18 protein-coding genes and 1 tRNA gene are annotated in these 15,934 nt (G+C 45.8%); 12 read left to right on the forward strand and 7 right to left on the reverse strand.

Translation table 11 applies throughout. The features are described from left to right. The 3 genes from GX419_10685 to GX419_10695 form a co-directional block, all read right to left on the reverse strand. The coding region (locus GX419_10685) for a serine acetyltransferase (protein NLI25159.1) at window positions 1-507 on the reverse strand (507 nt) is incomplete at its 3' end. Between the two features lie 117 nt (window positions 508-624). Next, window positions 625-1,260: a hypothetical protein gene (locus tag GX419_10690; protein ID NLI25160.1), complete on the reverse strand. Its 636-nt coding sequence runs from the start codon at window positions 1,258-1,260 to the stop codon at window positions 625-627. 152 nt (window positions 1,261-1,412) lie between these two features. Then, the gene (locus GX419_10695; protein ID NLI25161.1) at window positions 1,413-1,838 is read right to left on the reverse strand and encodes an Hsp20/alpha crystallin family protein; all 426 of its coding nucleotides are present in this window, start codon (window positions 1,836-1,838) and stop codon (window positions 1,413-1,415) included. A gap of 241 nt (window positions 1,839-2,079) precedes the next feature. Here GX419_10695 and GX419_10700 point away from each other — a divergent pair, with 241 nt between their 5' ends. Continuing rightward, window positions 2,080-2,760, forward strand: a complete 681-nt coding sequence (locus tag GX419_10700) for a zinc metallopeptidase (GenBank protein ID NLI25162.1) — start codon at window positions 2,080-2,082, stop codon at window positions 2,758-2,760. A 291-nt stretch (window positions 2,761-3,051) separates the two neighbouring features. On the opposite strand, the gene GX419_10705 is transcribed toward GX419_10700, so the two are convergent. The 3 genes from GX419_10705 to aspS form a co-directional block, all read right to left on the reverse strand. Next, complete coding sequence (locus GX419_10705) at window positions 3,052-3,414, reverse strand: STAS domain-containing protein (protein ID NLI25163.1); 363 nt, start codon at window positions 3,412-3,414, stop codon at window positions 3,052-3,054. A 242-nt stretch (window positions 3,415-3,656) separates the two neighbouring features. Then, window positions 3,657-4,307 (reverse strand): hypothetical protein, encoded by a 651-nt coding sequence (locus tag GX419_10710; GenBank protein NLI25164.1) that lies wholly within the window; start codon window positions 4,305-4,307, stop codon window positions 3,657-3,659. 61 nt (window positions 4,308-4,368) lie between these two features. Continuing rightward, a complete protein-coding gene (gene aspS, locus GX419_10715; GenBank protein ID NLI25165.1) occupies window positions 4,369-6,135 on the reverse strand; it encodes an aspartate--tRNA ligase in 1,767 nt (588 codons plus the stop codon). Window positions 6,136-6,203: 68 nt separating this feature from the next. On the opposite strand from aspS, the gene GX419_10720 reads away from it, so the two are divergent. The 3 genes from GX419_10720 to nadA all read left to right on the forward strand — a co-directional run bounded on the left by GX419_10720 (window position 6,204) and on the right by nadA (window position 7,943). After that, entirely contained in the window at window positions 6,204-6,656 is a 453-nt protein-coding gene (locus tag GX419_10720; protein NLI25166.1) for a nucleoside deaminase, read from the forward strand. A 145-nt stretch (window positions 6,657-6,801) separates the two neighbouring features. Further along, a complete protein-coding gene (locus GX419_10725) occupies window positions 6,802-6,993 on the forward strand; it encodes a ferredoxin (protein ID NLI25167.1) in 192 nt (63 codons plus the stop codon). A 14-nt stretch (window positions 6,994-7,007) separates the two neighbouring features. After that, a complete protein-coding gene (gene nadA, locus GX419_10730; GenBank protein NLI25168.1) occupies window positions 7,008-7,943 on the forward strand; it encodes a quinolinate synthase NadA in 936 nt (311 codons plus the stop codon). Between the two features lie 84 nt (window positions 7,944-8,027). Here the strand turns inward: nadA and aroA are convergent, their stop codons facing one another. Further along, window positions 8,028-9,254 (reverse strand): 3-phosphoshikimate 1-carboxyvinyltransferase, encoded by a 1,227-nt coding sequence (aroA, locus tag GX419_10735; protein NLI25169.1) that lies wholly within the window; start codon window positions 9,252-9,254, stop codon window positions 8,028-8,030. Between the two features lie 115 nt (window positions 9,255-9,369). On the opposite strand from aroA, the gene GX419_10740 reads away from it, so the two are divergent. From GX419_10740 to GX419_10775, 8 genes are all read left to right on the forward strand, one after another. Beyond that, window positions 9,370-9,849 (forward strand): hypothetical protein, encoded by a 480-nt coding sequence (locus GX419_10740; protein NLI25170.1) that lies wholly within the window; start codon window positions 9,370-9,372, stop codon window positions 9,847-9,849. Continuing rightward, entirely contained in the window at window positions 9,836-10,942 is a 1,107-nt protein-coding gene (dprA, locus tag GX419_10745; protein ID NLI25171.1) for a DNA-protecting protein DprA, read from the forward strand. Before GX419_10740 ends, dprA begins: the two co-directional genes overlap by 14 nt. A gap of 169 nt (window positions 10,943-11,111) precedes the next feature. Further along, window positions 11,112-12,452 carry an NADP-specific glutamate dehydrogenase gene (gdhA, locus tag GX419_10750; protein ID NLI25172.1) on the forward strand — a complete coding sequence of 447 codons (1,341 nt, stop codon included), beginning with the start codon at window positions 11,112-11,114 and terminating at the stop codon, window positions 12,450-12,452. A 99-nt stretch (window positions 12,453-12,551) separates the two neighbouring features. After that, window positions 12,552-13,322: a TatD family hydrolase gene (locus GX419_10755; protein ID NLI25173.1), complete on the forward strand. Its 771-nt coding sequence runs from the start codon at window positions 12,552-12,554 to the stop codon at window positions 13,320-13,322. Window positions 13,323-13,416: 94 nt separating this feature from the next. After that, on the forward strand, window positions 13,417-14,445 hold the full coding sequence (locus GX419_10760; protein ID NLI25174.1) for an asparaginase: 1,029 nt from the start codon (window positions 13,417-13,419) through the stop codon (window positions 14,443-14,445). Between the two features lie 64 nt (window positions 14,446-14,509). After that, window positions 14,510-14,600, forward strand: a tRNA-Ser gene (locus GX419_10765). A 96-nt stretch (window positions 14,601-14,696) separates the two neighbouring features. Then, window positions 14,697-15,485, forward strand: a complete 789-nt coding sequence (locus tag GX419_10770) for a MotA/TolQ/ExbB proton channel family protein (protein NLI25175.1) — start codon at window positions 14,697-14,699, stop codon at window positions 15,483-15,485. 4 nt (window positions 15,486-15,489) lie between these two features. Beyond that, window positions 15,490-15,930 (forward strand): hypothetical protein, encoded by a 441-nt coding sequence (locus GX419_10775; protein ID NLI25176.1) that lies wholly within the window; start codon window positions 15,490-15,492, stop codon window positions 15,928-15,930. Window positions 15,931-15,934: the final 4 nt, after the last annotated feature.

Genomic DNA, 15,934 nt, shown 5'->3' on the forward strand with positions numbered 1-15,934 from the left:
AATGAAAAATTTCCTGCCGATGCGGGCTGCAGGGTGGATGTCGATGCCGGTACGTGAATGGGCATATTCCGTCATCATACGCGGCATAACCGGAACACCAAGTTCATGCAAGGCATGGGCCAGACGGTAAACAGTTACCGCAAAAAAACCCGGATAACACATGATTACTTCTTCCACCGAATCGGCAGCAGGATCGTTCTTCATGTAACCTTCGGCTTCCTCAAGCAAAATATCATAGATCTCCGGCAATTTCAAAAAAAAGCTCTCGGCAAGTTCCGTTGTAGGAGCGGGCAATCGGTTACCGAAAACACCAATAAGCTGAATGCATTGTTGTTTTAAGAGGGTCAGCCGTTCGAAGATAGCCTGAGCTGAAAGAAGCCTGTTCTGCCTGATAGGGAAAAGAAGATTGACAAGGTCACGGGTAAAATCACGCGTCGCCTCCAGAGGGGGAACGTCAAAACAATAATCGCGATTGACCTGTTCAAGTTTTTTGGCAAATGATTCCATCGGAATTTAATTCAGACACAAATATCTGAAATTTACATGTTATAAAACACATATTTTGGAAAATTGTTTAGTGCCTGAATCCGGTCGGGCAAACCGGTTAATTTACCGAAGACGGAATCAATACCAAATAGTATCCCTTTTCATTTCGCGCTGAGGAACAGGTAGGTTAAAATGGTAAAAGAAACTGTCCGGTTCGGAATAGAAGAAATGTTTAGAAAAAGGTACGGGTTTTCTTCTGAAAAAATCATCAAAAGGTTTGCGGAAAAACTCATCTTTCTGGTCAAACTTTCCCGGCCACATGCGGTTCATGATGCTGTCCATCCATTGCATATGCCGGTACATTTCACGTTCCATTTCCTCTATATCCTGATGTCCGGAAAAAGGGCCGAAACCGTGAAACCATTCAGAAGTGTCGGCAAAAGGGTCGCCAAAGTCAAAAAAGGAACCGGAACGCCCCGATTGGTGTCCGAAGCGAAATTTCGACGACCGGAAAATGCTGTCACCAGATTGTGACTCATAGGTATATAATGAATCGTATTCAATCAGATTCCCTTTGTCGTCGTATTTCTTATTTACCTTAATATCAACCTTTGGCATTGAACTGCCAAGTGTATCGTTCCTGGCCAGGGAAACAGGAGATAATGAAGCCAGCTGTGGCCGGACAAGAGTGAGAGCTCCAAAGATGAAGATGGTGAACAATCCGGCCAATATTCCTATGAGCACTCTTTTGTTTTTCAGAAAAGATGTTTTCATACAACAACCACCTCCTTTCAGAAAATATCAGTGTAAAATTATATAGTAATCTGAACGGCAGATAGTTAAATTATGTTAAACTATGAATAACAGAAAAAGCAGGACGGTACAGAATGAATCCGAACCGTCCTGCTCTTTTCCGGGCGACCGGATTATTGAATTTCAATAGTCCGGCCGGCTTTCTTTTTAGCTTCTTCCTTCTTCGGGATGGTGATGGTTAAGATACCGTCCTTATGGTTGGCTTTGATCTTGTCGGCATCCACGATATCGGGCAAGGTGAATGATCTGCGGAAAGAAGTGTAGGAGAATTCTTTCCTCAGATAATTCGACTCTTTGCTTTCCTTGGATACTTCTTTTTCAGAAGATATGGTAAGCAGCTTGTCGTCAACATCAATCTTAAAATCTTTCTTTTCAAGGCCTGGAGCTGCCACCTCAATCCGGAAAGCATCCTTGTCTTCGATAACGTTTACTGCCGGCATGCTCATCGATTCGCCAAGGTCCATTTCGGACAGCAAATCTCTGTTAAAGAATTCATCCATCCACGAAGGAAGTAATGAACGTCTTAACATCAGTGACATAGCTCAACCCTCCTTTCTTTTTTTATTTTTTTTTCATTTTCACCCCCTTTATAGCAAGTGTTGTGCCATGCAAGGTAAATGGTAATTAAAAAATTGATATACAATTATTTAATTATAAAGGCCCTTTTGTGCAAAATGTCAATATGGCACTTTATTGTCGATCAAGTATGCCAAACTGACATTTTAAAACTTTGGAACCCCTTTTGTGTTATATTTGCAGAACTTTAAAAAGGAACAGAAAATGATTGGATTTTATGTATTTTTTGGTGTATTAATGCTGATCAGTCTGTTGGTCAGCGAAATGTTAAAGTCGCGTTTCCGCAGATATTCGCAGATACCCTTGCCTTCAGGCCTTACGGGGAAGGAAGTTGCAGAGAAAATGCTGCGGGATAATGGCATTTATGATGTGGAGGTTATTTCCACAGAAGGTGAACTCACTGACCATTACAATCCTTTAAAAAAGACGGTCAATCTCAGCCGTAGTGTTTATAACAGCAACAGCGTGGCTGCGGCGGCTGTGGCGGCACATGAGTGCGGACATGCGGTTCAGCATGCGCGTGCTTATGCCTGGCTGCAGATGCGTTCAGCCCTCGTGCCGGTTGTCAGTTTTGCCTCCAATTGGGTGCAATGGATTCTGCTGGCAGGAATTCTGCTGATCGGAGTTTTTCCCCAGCTTCTTCTGGCGGGTATTGTATTATTTGCTCTGACCACCATTTTCAGCATTATTACCCTCCCCGTGGAAGTTGATGCCAGCCGCAGGGCTCTTGCATGGCTCAGCAATGCCGGCATTACCAACTATGAAACCCACGATAAAGCCACCGATGCATTGCGCTGGGCTGCTTATACCTACTTTATTGCTGCCATTACTTCCCTGGCAACTCTGCTTTACTATATTCTCATTTATCTGGGAAGAAGGGATTAGTCCACATTGCGCAGTTTTTAATGCGCAATGTGCCGCAAGGGCCGCTTTCACTTCGTTTCAGCGGGATTTGCCCGGATGCCTGTGCGCAAGGACAACCCACTGCGCATCAGGAGCGAAGCGAACTGATGCGCATTCCGGGATAAATGAAAGTTTTTTAAGGAAAATATAACAGGAGGTTACACGGGTAACCTCCTGTTGTTGATATACACTAAATTGATAAATCCTTAATATCCTGTGTGTATCTGAGGGGTATTGTTCTCTTAAAGGCTGATTCTATGGCAGGTGATTGCCTCAGCTGAGAGGATAGGGATTTGCCAGTGGAACTTCGTGTGCTGTACCCTGTGTTGGTTCGATATGAAATGTTCCTGTAAGCTGCATTAAGTCAATCAGATCCAGTATTTCATCCGAAACATTCAGCAGGAAAAGCCGTATGCCTCTTTCTTCAAGAACATGATGCAGTTTTACCAGAATGTCAAAACTTCTTGCATCGATGAAATGAATACCTTCCATGTCAAGGTTAAGGCAGCGGCAGGGACTTTCAATATACCCGGCAATGTCTTCATTCAGCCTGGAAGCCTTTTCGGCAGTGAGTCGGGTAAGATTTCTGAACCGGACTTTCAGGTCATCATGACTGGTTCGTTCAATCAGCAGCATATCATCCTCTCTCTTCTTTGTAATTCAGATTCCCGAAAATAAGTAAGTAATTGGCAACAAATGTAATTTTTGGAACATAATTTTCAACACAAAAGGAAATATTTTTCACAACATGTTTTTTCAATGCATATACTATCCTTGAAATCAATTATTTCGGGATGCAAAACACACACGGCATCTTCCCTGAGGAAAAGATTTCCTTCGCGTGATTTTTAAAAGAGGTTGGAGCAGAATAATGCCTCTCAGAATGCGTATCCGAAATTCAGACCAAATGCGAGTGAGGGTTTGTATTTTTTGCCCAGAACATCATTCAGGTTGTCGATATTGAGAAAGTTGCCGTTCTCTGACAGTTTGTAATCGCGGTTTTTCAGTCCCAACCCGGTGAAAATATCGAGAGCAAATCCTCCTTTTGAAATGATCTGGTATCCCAGCACCGCATTCAGGTTAAGCTTGGATGCCTGAAGGTAGTCATTTTCGTTGATGGTACTCTTGATTTTAGCCGTAGCCCATGATATATGGGGCGCAATGTAGAAACCTTCCGGCGCTTTTTCTCCGGTTATAAAAAACTTATACATAAACTGTACCCGGTAACCGCCGAAGTTTAGTCCTGTATCGCCTTTTGTCCATGTGTCGGGGTTGATAATCAAGGGAGCTCCCAGATAACTGGCTCCTATTTGAACGGATTGTTTCTGTAAGGTTCTGCTTTCGAACAAAAGGCGGTATTCTCCTGTAATAGGGATTACAACAACCCACAAAGGGCCTGCGGCAGCGGCAAGTGGATTGGTTTTAATGGTAAAACGGAAATCTTTTTCCTGCTCCTGAGCTGAAACCGCAGGAGAAAAAACCGGCCCCAGCAGGCTGATTCCCAGCAATAAAATAATGAGCTTTTTCATGGTGGTAGGAATAAGGTTCTTAATTTGGGTAAATTTAATACTTATTTATAAAATTGCCAAATTAAAGGTCCTTAGACTGATTGGTAACAACCCTGATATGAAGTTCGTCAAGTTGCTGTGGCATTAATTCCGAAGGTGTATCGAGCATCACATCCCTGCCGGAGTTGTTTTTAGGAAAAGCTATGATATCGCGGATGGAGTCAAGTCCGGCAAAGAGGGCACACCAGCGATCGAATCCGAAAGCAATTCCTCCGTGGGGTGGTGCTCCGTATTTGAAAGCGTTCATGAGAAAACCGAATTTTTTTTCTGCTTCTTCAGGTGTAAACCCTAAGCATTTAAACATAAGTTGCTGAATATCGGCACGGTGAATACGGATGGACCCTCCGCCGATTTCCACACCGTTGATTACAAAATCGTATGCTTTGGCACGCACCATGCCCGGATTGGTTTCGAGCAGGGGTATATCTTCTTCAAGCGGCGAAGTAAAAGGATGGTGCATGGCAAAGTACCGTTTTTCTTCTTCGTCCCATTCGAGTAAGGGGAAGTCAATCACCCAGAGAGGTTTAAATGTGTTTTTATCGCGCAGTCCCAGGCGGTTACCCATTTCAAGCCGAAGTTCGCCGAGTGCTTTAAGCGTTTTTTCTTTCGCTCCGGCCATGACAAGAATCAGGTCGCCGGCATGGGCTTTTGCTGCCTTCATCCATTCCTGCAGGTCAGCAGAGGAGAAAAATTTGTCGACAGAAGATTTAATTTGTCCTTCTGCTTCTGATTTAATATAAATTAATCCTTTTGCACCGACCTGGGGCCGTTTAACCCACTCGGTCAGGGCGTCGAGTTCTTTTCGTGAGTAGTTCCCGCAGCCGGGCACGCAAATCCCGCCAACAAATTCGGCTGTATCAAACACCTGAAAGCCTTTTCCTCTGGAAAGAGCAGTAAAATCGTTAATTTCCATTCCAAACCGCAGATCAGGCTTATCGCTGCCGTATTTATCCATGGCTTCCCGGTAGGTCATGCGGAGAAAAGGCTCTTCGAACCGGAGGCCTTTCACCGTAAGGAAAAGGTGGTGGGCAAGACCTTCAAATGTGGCAATAATATCAGGTACGTCCACAAAGGACATTTCACAGTCAATCTGGGTAAATTCCGGCTGTCGGTCAGCCCGCAGGTCTTCGTCGCGAAAACATTTAACGATCTGGAAATACCGGTCATAACCGGCTACCATCAGCAATTGTTTGAGCGTCTGGGGTGATTGTGGAAGGGCGTAAAACTGCCCGGGATTCATACGTGAGGGGACAACAAAGTCGCGGGCACCTTCAGGAGTTGAATTCATCAGAACGGGGGTTTCGATTTCAATAAAATCCTGCTGGTCAAGATATTTGCGTACTTCCTGAGCCATGCGGTGGCGCAGTTCCAGATTTCTTTTCAGCGGAGGCCGGCGGAGGTCGAGATAACGGTATTTCATGCGCAGGTCATCACCTCCGTCTGAGACTTCTTCTATGGTAAAGGGAGGAACTTCCGATGGATTCAGCACGATAAGTTCTTCGGCTTCAATTTCTATATCACCCGTAGGAAGTTTCGGGTTTTTACTGTCCCGTTCCTTCACCCTGCCGGTAACAGAAATGACATATTCCCTGCCCAGTTTGCGGGCCTGAACGCATAAATCAGGTCGGGTATCCATGTTAAAAACGAGCTGGGTAATGCCATACCGGTCGCGCAGGTCAATAAAAGTCATACCGCCAAGATCCCGGCTTCGCTGTACCCATCCCGCCAGGGTTACTTTTTTGCCGGTGTCGCTTATTCTCAGTTCTCCGCAGGTGTGAGTTCTGTACATACTTAATGATTTACAACGGTTGCGAAAATAGGAAAAAAAGCGAACTTTGACGGAAATATCCTTCTTTCATGAACTGGCCTTTATTTTCGGATGAGTATTTTATGAACGAAGCCCTGAAGGAAGCCCGTAAAGCCATGGAAAAGGATGAGGTTCCGGTAGGTGCAGTCATTGTGGCTGAAAACCGCATTCTTGCCCGTGCCCACAATCTGACGGAAACCCTGAATGATGTTACTGCCCATGCAGAAATGATGGCACTCACTGCCGCTGCCAATGCCATGGGAGGGAAGTACCTTCCCGACTGTACTCTGTTTGTAACGGTGGAACCTTGCGTTATGTGCGCGGGTGCCTTGTTCTGGGCACAGATCGGACGAATCGTTTACGGTGCGGCTGACCCCAAAAGAGGCTATAGCCTTCTCAAAGGCGAAATACTGCATCCGGGAACCCTTGTTAAACCGGGTGTGCTGGAAAATGAATGTGCCCAACTGATGCGGGATTTCTTCCGGAAAAAACGAACCGGATAAATGAATAGAAAAAGATAATTATATCCTGAATATATTGTACCTTTGCAATGGTATTCAGGAATCAGTTGTATCTCGGAAAAAGCTTGTTCAGCAATACATTATAAAAATTTAAATACTGATTATAAACAATTAAAGTTTTTCAGAAATGGCAATCAAGAAAGTTTGGATCGAAGAGGGCTGCACTGCCTGCGGACTATGCCAGGATACGTGCCCTGAAGTTTTTATCGTTGAAGACCAGGCCAGGGTGATTGAAGGTGTCACTTACAGTAATTTTGAGGCGCAGATTAAAGAGGCAGCCGAAAGTTGTCCGGTTGAAGTGATCAAGTATGAGGAGTAAACTCAAAGTGCGTCATGGAAAATGATTCCGCCTTAATTGATAAAATTCATCAGCTCAGGAAGGAGAAAAATGCGGTTATTCTTGCGCATTTTTATCAGATTCCTGAAATTCAGGATATTGCTGATTTTGTTGGTGACAGCCTTGATTTATCCCGGAAATCGGCAGCAACAGATGCTGATATTATTGTTTTTGCCGGCGTTCACTTTATGGCCGAAACCGCCAAGATTTTATCCCCCCAAAAAAAAGTGCTGATTCCTGACCCCAATGCAGGGTGTTCTCTGGCCGATTCCTGTCCTGCCGATGCTTTCAGGGCGTTCAGGGCAAAATATCCCGACCACCTGGTTGTTTCTTATGTAAATACATCGGCTGAGATCAAAGCAATGACCGATATTACCTGTACTTCTTCCAATGCCTTGCAGATCATAGAAAGCATTCCGAAAGACCGGAAGATTATATTCGCCCCTGATAAGAATCTGGGCAATTTTCTGAACAGCATCACAGGACGGAATATGGTGTTATGGGATGGTGCCTGCCATGTACATGAGAAGTTTTCGCTGGAGAAAATACTGGCTCTCAAACAGCAATATCCGGGAGCCAAACTGATTGCCCATCCGGAGTGTCAAAGGCCGGTTTTGCTGGCGGCCGATTACGTGGGCTCAACCTCTGCATTATTGCGCTTTGCGGAAACCGATTCAGGAAATGAATATATAGTAGCCACTGAGTCGGGTATTTTGCACCAGATGAGGAAACGCAATCCGCACAAGACCTTTATTCCTGCGCCTCCTCTTGATTCAACCTGCGGGTGCAGTGAATGCATCTTCATGAAAATGCACACTCTGCAGAAAATTTACGACAGCCTTAAGGAAGAGAAATATGAAATACTGCTCGATCCTGAACTTATTGAGCGGGCAAGAAGACCAATTGAAAAAATGCTGGAATTGTCTTCCTGAGCTGTTTTCTTACCGTTTTATCGGTGTTGCGGGCAACGGGAATTATGGGGAATTAGCCTGTTAGCTGAATGTTGGGTCGAATTTTCAGAATGATGTTTCGGTTTTAAACCCTGCCTTTTCAAGATCTTTCCAGAAACCCGGATACGATTTGCTTACTACTCCGGGGTCTTCAATATCAACAGGCTGGCCCGAGAGGCAAACCGGGGCAAAGGACATAGCCATACGATGGTCATCATAGGTTGAGAAACGTAAAGGGCCGGGCCGGGGTTTTTCCTTGCGGCCGTTCCATTCAAGAACTCCGTTTTCAGGTTCGGTGATGGCTATTCCCAGTTTTTTCATTTCGTTTACAAGAGCTGCTATACGGTCGGTTTCCTTTATTCGGAGGCTTTGGGCACCGGAAATCCGGAAAGGAATACCCAGCAGGCCAAGGCATACCACAAAGGTTTGTACCATGTCGGGCGTGTCTTCGAAATTTTCCTCGAACACGGAACAGCTTACCGGTATGCGGGAAAGCACAGCTCCCTCCGGCGTGAATTCGGTCTTAACTCCAAGGGTAGCAAAATGCCGTGCAATGACTGCATCGCCCTGCAGGCTGGCTTCAGGAAGATCGCAGATCGTAATAAGGCATTCCCCTGAAAGGGCTGCTATGGAATACCAGTAGGAAGCTGAACTCCAGTCGGGTTCTGCAGTGATTTCCGTTTCCCGATACAGCTGAGGATCAATGCGAATCAGGTTTCCGGAATACACGCTTTCTATTCCCGCCATTTTCAGGAGCTTCAGGGTGAGGTTTATATAGGGGTGGGAAATTATTTTTCCGGTCAGCTTCAGGGTAAGTCCATGAGGAAGAACCGGAGCGATCATCAGCAGGGCACTGATAAACTGGCTGCTGGTGCTCCCGTCGATCTCGGCTTCCTGTTTATGAAGTGTTTTTCCCCTGATTTTCAGCGGCGGGAAACCTTCGTTCTGAAGATATTCAATATCGGCACCCAGCTGACGGAGGGCATCCACCAGCTTTCCAACAGGACGCTGGCACATTCTTTCCGAGCCGGTTAGTACATACTCCCCTTCTGTTACTGCCAGGTAGGCTGTGAGGAAGCGCATAGCCGTGCCGGCATTTCCCGCATTGATTTCCTTTTTGCCCGGCTGAAGGGCCTCCAGGAGAACCGTTGTGTCGTTGCTGGAAGAGAGATTCCTGATGCGGATTTTGTTTCCGCTCAGTGCATTCATGATCAGCAGCCGGTTGCTGATGCTCTTGGAAGAAGGAAGAGTGATGCGGGCGGTAATTCTTCCTTCGGGAGCTGTAACTCTGATGATTTCTGGTTTCAAGGTCGCAGGTAGTTAATTTTATCGGGGGTGCTGCAAAGATAATGTTTCCTGTTTCGGGTAATGATAAAAAAGACTATTTTTAGAGTCGTAATTTATCAGTATGACCATCGACCTTCAGCGTACTGCCATCAAAATTCGTCTCCGTGGCCTTTTTATGGCTGTTTTGTTCGTCAGCCTTATTTGTGTGATATTGTTTCTGGAGGTTTTCAGAGATCCGGTTCTTGGCCTTACCCGGGCTCATTATATTCTTATTATTTCAGTTTTGTATGTACTTTATTCTCTTTATACCTTTCTTCTGGATCTGAATTATATTTATTTCAATGACGACGGCCAGAAGATTATTTTCCGTTATTACTCCATGCGACCACTCAGCCAGGTAAAAAGTTCGGTGGAGATACCCAAGGAATCATTTGCCGGTTTTGAGATCAGGAAAGGTTTTCTGGGGCTGGTACCTAAAATAGTCTTGTACCAGAAAGATAAGGCAGGTTTGTTCCGGTATCCTCCCGTTAGTATTTCTTCCCTTTCAGAGAAGGAGAAGAATTTGCTGCTGAGATCGTTGCAGAAATATGGAGGAAGATAGCTTATTACACGACATTGCCCTGAGCCTTATTCCGGGGGTTGGAAGCATTACCGCGCGCCAGCTGATTTCCTATGCGGGCAGCAGCCAGGCAGTTTTGTCCATGCGGCGCAAGGATCTTCTGCAGATACCTGGAATAGGAGAAACCATGGCCGATCGTATTCTTCAGGCCAATACCCTTTCCCGCGCCGAAGAGGAGCTTCGTTTTATTGAAAGGTACAAGATAAAGGCCTTGACATTCCGCGACAGCGCTTACCCCGAACGTCTGCGGCAATGTCCTGATGCTCCTCTGGTTTTATATGTAAAAGGAGAGGCTGACCTGAATGCGGAGCACATGATTGCTGTAGTCGGTACCCGGTCGGCTACCAGTTACGGCAAAAAAATGTGTTACGAACTGATTGACCGCCTGACGGCAAAAGGGTATCGTTTTACCGTTGTAAGCGGACTGGCCTATGGTATCGATGTGGCGGCCCACAGAGCTTCGCTGAAGGCGAAACAGCCAACCATTGCTGTGCTGGGGCATGGGCTCAGTAGTATCTACCCCCCTCTGCACGCTCAGGTAGCCAGAGAAATTTGCAGGGAAGGTGCCCTGGTTACTGATTTTGTAAGCGATGTGAAGGCAGAGCGAAAAAATTTCCTGCGCCGCAACAGAATCATTGCCGGTCTTTCGGAAGCCACCATCGTGGTTGAATCAGCTGAAAAAGGAGGAGCGCTTGTTACTGCCGATATTGCCGTATCGTACAACCGGGATGTGCTTGCTTTTCCGGGCAAGGCCACCGATATCTATTCGGCCGGGTGCAACCGCCTGATACGGTTGAACAAGGCCGCACTGATTGTATCGGCTTCTGACCTGGAATACGCACTTGGATGGATTCCCGAGAAAAAAGACAATGCCCGCCAGCAGGCCTTGTTTACTGAACCACAGGGCATCGAAAAGGACATTCTTGACATGTTGCGCACCCGGGGGCCTATGCTGGTAGATGAGCTGGCACTGGCGGCTGATATTCCGGTCAACAAACTGGCCGGAATCCTCCTGAACCTCGAGTTGTCGGGCAGAGTGGAATGCCTGCCGGGAAAGGTCTATCAATTGGGCTGAACTATATGTATTGAAAAAAAAGCCATTTCTTGAAAAGTATAGACCCCTGCTTTTAAGGCAGACCTTTATAAAAATGCACATTCTCAAAAAATATGTTGTTAAATATATCCATTGAAATAAGCAATACCGGACTGAATTAATAAGTTTGAATAATAAAAATTTCGAACATATGGACATACGTATTGAGCAATTCATGGCCAGAATAAAAGCCCGCAATCCGGGTGAACCGGAATTCCACCAGGCAGTGATGGAAGTGGCTGAATCGTTGATCCCCTTTATTGAGGAACACCCTAAATACAAGTATGCACGGATCCTTGAACGGATTGCAGAACCGGAAAGGGTGATAATTTTCAGGGTTCCGTGGATCAATGACAAAGGTGAAATTGAGATTAACAGGGGCTACCGGATTGAAATGAACTCCGCCATTGGCCCATACAAAGGAGGCCTGCGGTTTCATCCTACGGTAAACCTCAGTATTCTCAAATTTCTGGCCTTTGAACAGGTTTTTAAGAACAGCCTGACTACACTCCCCATGGGAGGGGGAAAAGGCGGATCGGACTTTGACCCCAAAGGAAAAACTGACAATGAAGTAATGAAATTTTGCCAGAGTTTTATGTGCGAACTCTTCCGCCATATCGGCCCTGATACCGATGTGCCGGCAGGAGATATAGGAGTAGGCGGCCGGGAGATCGGTTACCTGTTTGGAATGTACAAGCGCCTGAGGAACGAGTTTACGGGAGTGCTCACCGGAAAGGGGATTGAATATGGAGGAAGTCTGATACGGCCTGAAGCAACCGGTTACGGCGTAGTTTACTTTGCTCAGGAGATGCTGAAAACCCGCGGACAGGAAATCAAAGGCAAAACCGTTGCTATTTCCGGCTCAGGCAATGTGGCCCAGTATGCTGCCCAGAAATGTATTGAACTGGGCGCCAAGGTTGTAACCATGTCCGATTCAAACGGATACATTTATGACCCCCGGGGCATTGATGCCGAAAAACTTGCTTTTATTTTTGAACTGAAAAATATTCGGAGAGGCAGAATACGCGAGTATGCCGACAAATTCGGATGTGAGTATTACGAGAACGAGCGCCCCTGGAAAGTGAAATGCGATATTGCTTTCCCGAATGCCACGCAGAACGAAATAACCGGGGAAGATGCCAGAGAGCTGGTGAAAAACGGATGCATTTGCGTTGCCGAGGGAGCCAATATGCCCTCCACTCCTGAAGCCGTCGAGGTTTTCCTGAAAGCCGGCATATTATATGCTCCCGGAAAGGCAGCCAATGCAGGAGGTGTGGCGGTTTCCGGTCTTGAAATGACGCAAAACAGTATGCGCCTTCCCTGGCAGCGCGAAGAAGTTGACAGCAGGCTCCGCACCATCATGCACAATATCCATGAAACCTGTGTAAAATATGGCAAGGAGGAAAGCGGGTACATCAATTATGTAAACGGAGCCAATATCGGAGGATTTGTAAAGGTGGCCGACGCAATGCTGGCTCAGGGTGTTGTATAGCCTGGCAAATGCTCAGGAAAATCAGAAAATTCATTTTTTGCTGTAAAACACCATTCCGGCCATACTTTAAAAATGTAACTTTGGCCGGAATTTCTTTTTATGGTTCTGATTGATACCCATAGCCATATTTATCTATCTGAGTTTGCCGATGAGGTTGACCAGGTTATTGAGTGCTCCGGAAAGGCCGGGGTGGAAAAGATTTTTCTGCCCAATATTGACAGCACCTCTGTTCAGCCTATGCTTAGCCTTGAAGCCCGGTATCCCGGAACCTGCTTCGCTATGATGGGAGTTCATCCTACATCAGTAAAGGAAAACTACCGGGAGGAGCTGACGCAGGCCGAAAGCTGGTTGCAGAAGCGTTCCTTTGCCGGAATCGGAGAAACGGGCATTGATCTATACTGGGATACCACTTTTCAAAAAGAACAGACGGAAGCATTTGAGCAGCATATTTTGTGGGCCCGGCAATACCGGCTTCCCCTGGTCATTCATTCGCGTAACAGCATACTCCTTCTTCTGGATATCATCAGGCCATATGTTTCGGAAGACCTGAAGGGTGTTTTTCATTGTTTTACAGGAAGTTATGAACAGGCAAAACAGGCAGTGGATATGGGATTCATGCTGGGTATTGGAGGTATAGTCACATACAAAAATGCCGGTATGGATGTACTTGTCAGAAAGATCGGAATCAGCAGGTTGGTGCTGGAAACCGATGCTCCTTATCTGCCTCCCGTCCCATACAGAGGAAAGCGCAATGAACCTTCCTATCTTCCTTTCATTGCAGCAAAGGTTGCTGAACTATTAAACCTGTCTGTTGAAGAAGTAGCCATGATAACTACCGAAAATGCGCAGAAACTTTTTAACTTTGAATAAGGCAGAGCCCAAAATTTCACCGGGGTACATTGCGCACTTTTTGATGCGCAATATGGGCTGAACCACAAAATGCCATGCAAGAAAGATTTTGCTTATGAGTGACACGTCGGTTTTAATAATTTATACAGGTGGTACAATAGGGATGGTGCACGATCCTGAAACAGGAGCTTTGCTTCCCATGGATTTTGGTGCCATTGCCAGTCAGGTTCCTGAACTGAAAAGGCTTGGTTTTCGTTTGCATACCATTGCATTTGATCCTCCGGTCGATTCCTCCAATATTACTCCGGAGGACTGGGTGCGGATTGCCGGAATCATTGAGGAAAACTATGATCAGTTTGATGGTTTTGTTGTTCTGCATGGTACCGATACCATGGCCTATTCGGCCTCTGCCTTAAGCTTTATGCTGGAGAATCTTGGAAAACCTGTCGTCTTTACCGGTTCTCAGCTACCCATCGGCACCCTGCGTACCGACGGAAAGGAAAATCTGATTACCGCTATTGAAATTGCTGCGGCAAAAGAAGATGGAAACCCTTTGGTGCCTGAGGTATGTATTTATTTTGAAAGCATGCTTTTTCGGGGGAACCGGACGCATAAAAACAGTGCCGAGCAGTTTCGTGCCTTTGTTTCAGCAAACTACCCCCCTCTGGCAGAATCGGGCGTGTATATTAAATACAACCGGTCAGCCATTCTGCCGGTTCGGCCCTCTCTCGGGCTGACCGTGCATAAGAAGCTGGACACCCGTCTGGCTATTTTGAAAATTTTCCCCGGAATACCTGATGCTGTTGTCGAAGGGATTCTGGGAATTCCCGGTCTGAGGGGAGTAATTATGGAAACCTTCGGCAGCGGAAATGCACCCAGCAACAATCATTTCATTGAGATGATACGGAATGCGGTTGACAGGGGAGTTATTATAGTAAATGTCACGCAATGTGAGACAGGGAAGGTGGAAATGGATCTGTATGAAACGGGAGCAGAATTGCAGAAAGCCGGAGTGATAAGCGGTTATGACAGTACTACTGAAGCGGCCATCACCAAGCTCATGGTGCTTTGCGGAAAGTACGATGACAGCCGGATCATAAAAAAGCTGATGCGAACATCATTACGGGGTGAAATTACACCATAACATACTTTTATTTGTTTTTTTTTTATAATTTGGCGCCCTGAAATAATGTGATTTGGGAAGGAGAGGAGAGATGGCCGAGTGGTCTAAGGCGCACGCCTGGAGAGCGTGTAATCGCCAAAAGCGGTTCGAGGGTTCGAATCCCTCTCTCTCCGCCACCGGTTTTACAGAAAAAGATTTTCTAACGGGAAAAGGAAATTTTAAAAACAAATATTTATAGTAAACTAACGTTATACAATTAAAAACCGAAACACATGAAAAAAATCTTAGCGTTTGCAGCAGTGCTTGGATTTATGGTAATGGCCTCTGCCAGTTATGTTTATGGACAGACTGATACTACGGCGACAGTAACTGACACCACCGCCGTTGCAACTCAGGCTCCTGCCACTCCGGCAGCATCGGATGAAGGGAAAACCCTGCATCAGATGTTGAAAGAAAAATTCATCGAGGGAGGTGCTCCCTGGATGGCTCCTATTTTGCTCTGCCTTATTCTGGGGCTTGCTATTGTTATTGAACGTACCATCTATTTGAACCTGGCCACTACCAATACCGATAAGTTGCTGAAGAGGATTGAAGAAGCTCTGAACAGCGGAGGTGTGGAAGCTGCCAAGGAAGTATGCCGCAATACCCGCGGCCCGGTAGCCAGCATTTTCTACCAGGGTCTTGACCGTGTAAACGAAGGTGTTGATGTGGTTGAAAAATCAGTAGTTTCCTATGGTTCTGTGCAGATGGGGCTTCTGGAAAAAGGCCTTAGCTGGGTAACCCTGTTCATCGCCATCGCCCCGATGCTCGGCTTCCTCGGAACAGTCGTTGGTATGGTTATGGCATTCGACGATATTGCCAAAGCAGGCGACGTTTCTCCTACAATTGTTGCCGGTGGTATGAAGGTTGCTCTTATTACTACGGTCGGAGGTCTTATCGTGGCTATTATTCTTCAGGTGTTTTACAACTATCTGCTTGCCAAAGTAGAAAGTATTGTAAATACCATGGAAGATGCATCCATCTCGCTGGTTGACCTTATTGTGAAATATACCAAAAAATAATACCATGATTCGTCTGGCTAAGTTTCTGTATTATATACTTATTGCAGCGGCTGTTGTCATCGGACTACTTTTTTACTTAGGCCCTGCTAAGTATACTCCAAGTGGAAATATTGATCCGCAAATTACTTCCCTTGCACTCAGGTATACATTCTTTGTAATTTTACTTGCCGTTGCTTTGGCAATCATTTTTCCTATCATTAATGTGATTTCCAATCCGAAGAATCTGGTGAGAAATCTGATTGTTGTGGTAGGTCTGGCTATAGTTACGGGGATATGTTACTATTTTGCCAAGGGAGATGTATTGCCTTTGCTCAACTATTCAGGGAGTGACAATGTTCCCTGGGTGCTTAAACTCGTCGATACCGGCCTGTTCCTTATGTATATTGCTTTTGCCGGAGCACTGCTGGCTATCGTCTATTCTGAAATCAGAAGATATTTGATCTAAAAAA

This window comes from Bacteroidales bacterium (genome assembly GCA_012517825.1).
Taxonomy (GTDB): Bacteria; Bacteroidota; Bacteroidia; order Bacteroidales; family JAAYUG01; genus JAAYUG01.

Excerpts from the sequence above, each read along its gene's own strand:
- GX419_10690 (NLI25160.1), bottom strand. The coding sequence starts at position 1,260 with ATGAAAACATCTTTTCTGAAAAACAAAAGAGTGCTCATAGGAATATTG.
- GX419_10695 (NLI25161.1), bottom strand. The coding sequence starts at position 1,838 with ATGTCACTGATGTTAAGACGTTCATTACTTCCTTCGTGGATGGATGAA.
- GX419_10700 (NLI25162.1), top strand. The coding sequence starts at position 2,080 with ATGATTGGATTTTATGTATTTTTTGGTGTATTAATGCTGATCAGTCTG.
- GX419_10705 (NLI25163.1), bottom strand. The coding sequence starts at position 3,414 with ATGCTGCTGATTGAACGAACCAGTCATGATGACCTGAAAGTCCGGTTC.
- GX419_10710 (NLI25164.1), bottom strand. The coding sequence starts at position 4,307 with ATGAAAAAGCTCATTATTTTATTGCTGGGAATCAGCCTGCTGGGGCCG.
- aspS (NLI25165.1), bottom strand. The coding sequence starts at position 6,135 with ATGTACAGAACTCACACCTGCGGAGAACTGAGAATAAGCGACACCGGC.
- GX419_10720 (NLI25166.1), top strand. The coding sequence starts at position 6,204 with ATGAACTGGCCTTTATTTTCGGATGAGTATTTTATGAACGAAGCCCTG.
- GX419_10725 (NLI25167.1), top strand. The coding sequence starts at position 6,802 with ATGGCAATCAAGAAAGTTTGGATCGAAGAGGGCTGCACTGCCTGCGGA.
- nadA (NLI25168.1), top strand. The coding sequence starts at position 7,008 with ATGGAAAATGATTCCGCCTTAATTGATAAAATTCATCAGCTCAGGAAG.
- GX419_10740 (NLI25170.1), top strand. The coding sequence starts at position 9,370 with ATGACCATCGACCTTCAGCGTACTGCCATCAAAATTCGTCTCCGTGGC.
- dprA (NLI25171.1), top strand. The coding sequence starts at position 9,836 with ATGGAGGAAGATAGCTTATTACACGACATTGCCCTGAGCCTTATTCCG.
- gdhA (NLI25172.1), top strand. The coding sequence starts at position 11,112 with ATGGACATACGTATTGAGCAATTCATGGCCAGAATAAAAGCCCGCAAT.
- GX419_10755 (NLI25173.1), top strand. The coding sequence starts at position 12,552 with ATGGTTCTGATTGATACCCATAGCCATATTTATCTATCTGAGTTTGCC.
- GX419_10760 (NLI25174.1), top strand. The coding sequence starts at position 13,417 with ATGAGTGACACGTCGGTTTTAATAATTTATACAGGTGGTACAATAGGG.
- GX419_10770 (NLI25175.1), top strand. The coding sequence starts at position 14,697 with ATGAAAAAAATCTTAGCGTTTGCAGCAGTGCTTGGATTTATGGTAATG.
- GX419_10775 (NLI25176.1), top strand. The coding sequence starts at position 15,490 with ATGATTCGTCTGGCTAAGTTTCTGTATTATATACTTATTGCAGCGGCT.